1 pseudogene is annotated in these 664 nt (G+C 69.1%); it reads left to right on the forward strand.

Annotated features, from left to right (window positions below):
• Positions 1 to 473: 473 nt before the first annotated feature.
• Positions 474 to 664, forward strand: a pseudogene (locus FFK22_RS44705) (IS21 family transposase); the annotation flags it as partial.

Below are 664 nucleotides of genomic sequence, written 5' to 3' on the forward strand. Positions count from 1 at the left end.
AGGCGATGTGGCTGATGCTTCGGCTCGCGCCTGACTCCAAGACGATCGCCGATTTCCGGCGCGACAACGGAGCGGCAATCGTCGGTGCCTGCCGGGCGTTCGTGCTGCTGTGCCGGGACGGGGTTGCTCTCGGCGCGTCTGGTCGCGCTGGACGGCCCGAAGTTCCGGGCGGTGGCCAGTGCGAGGAAGGTCGTCGGCCGCAGGGAGATCGCGAAGGAAGCCGCCCGTCTCGACGCTCAGATCGCTGTCCATCTCGCTGGACTGGACGAGGCGGATGCAGCCGAGCCCGGCGATGCGCCGGAAGCTGTCGAGACTGCGCTTGCCGTCCTTCGCACCCGTCGCAGCGAGCTGGACCGGCCGGCGGCGAGGCTCGACGACGAAGGTCGCGCAACCCTCGTGGACGGCGAGGAGGACGCTCGCCCGATGGGGCTGGGGCATGGTCCCAAGCCGCCATCCTACAACGCGCAGACCGCCGACGCTGCTACGTGCAGGCCTTTCGCCACGAGCGGCAGTCAGCATGGTTCGACGGGGTCGAAGGGGCGTTTGTGCCCTTCGACGGAATCCCGCAGGAGGTCCTGCTCGACAACGCCCGCGCGCTGGTGGACCACCATGACGCCGCGACGCGCGAGGTTCGGTTCAATGCGCGGTTCCAAGCCTTCGCCAA

Source organism: Mycobacterium sp. KBS0706, assembly GCF_005938675.2.
Lineage (GTDB): Bacteria > Pseudomonadota > Alphaproteobacteria > DSM-16000 > Inquilinaceae > Inquilinus.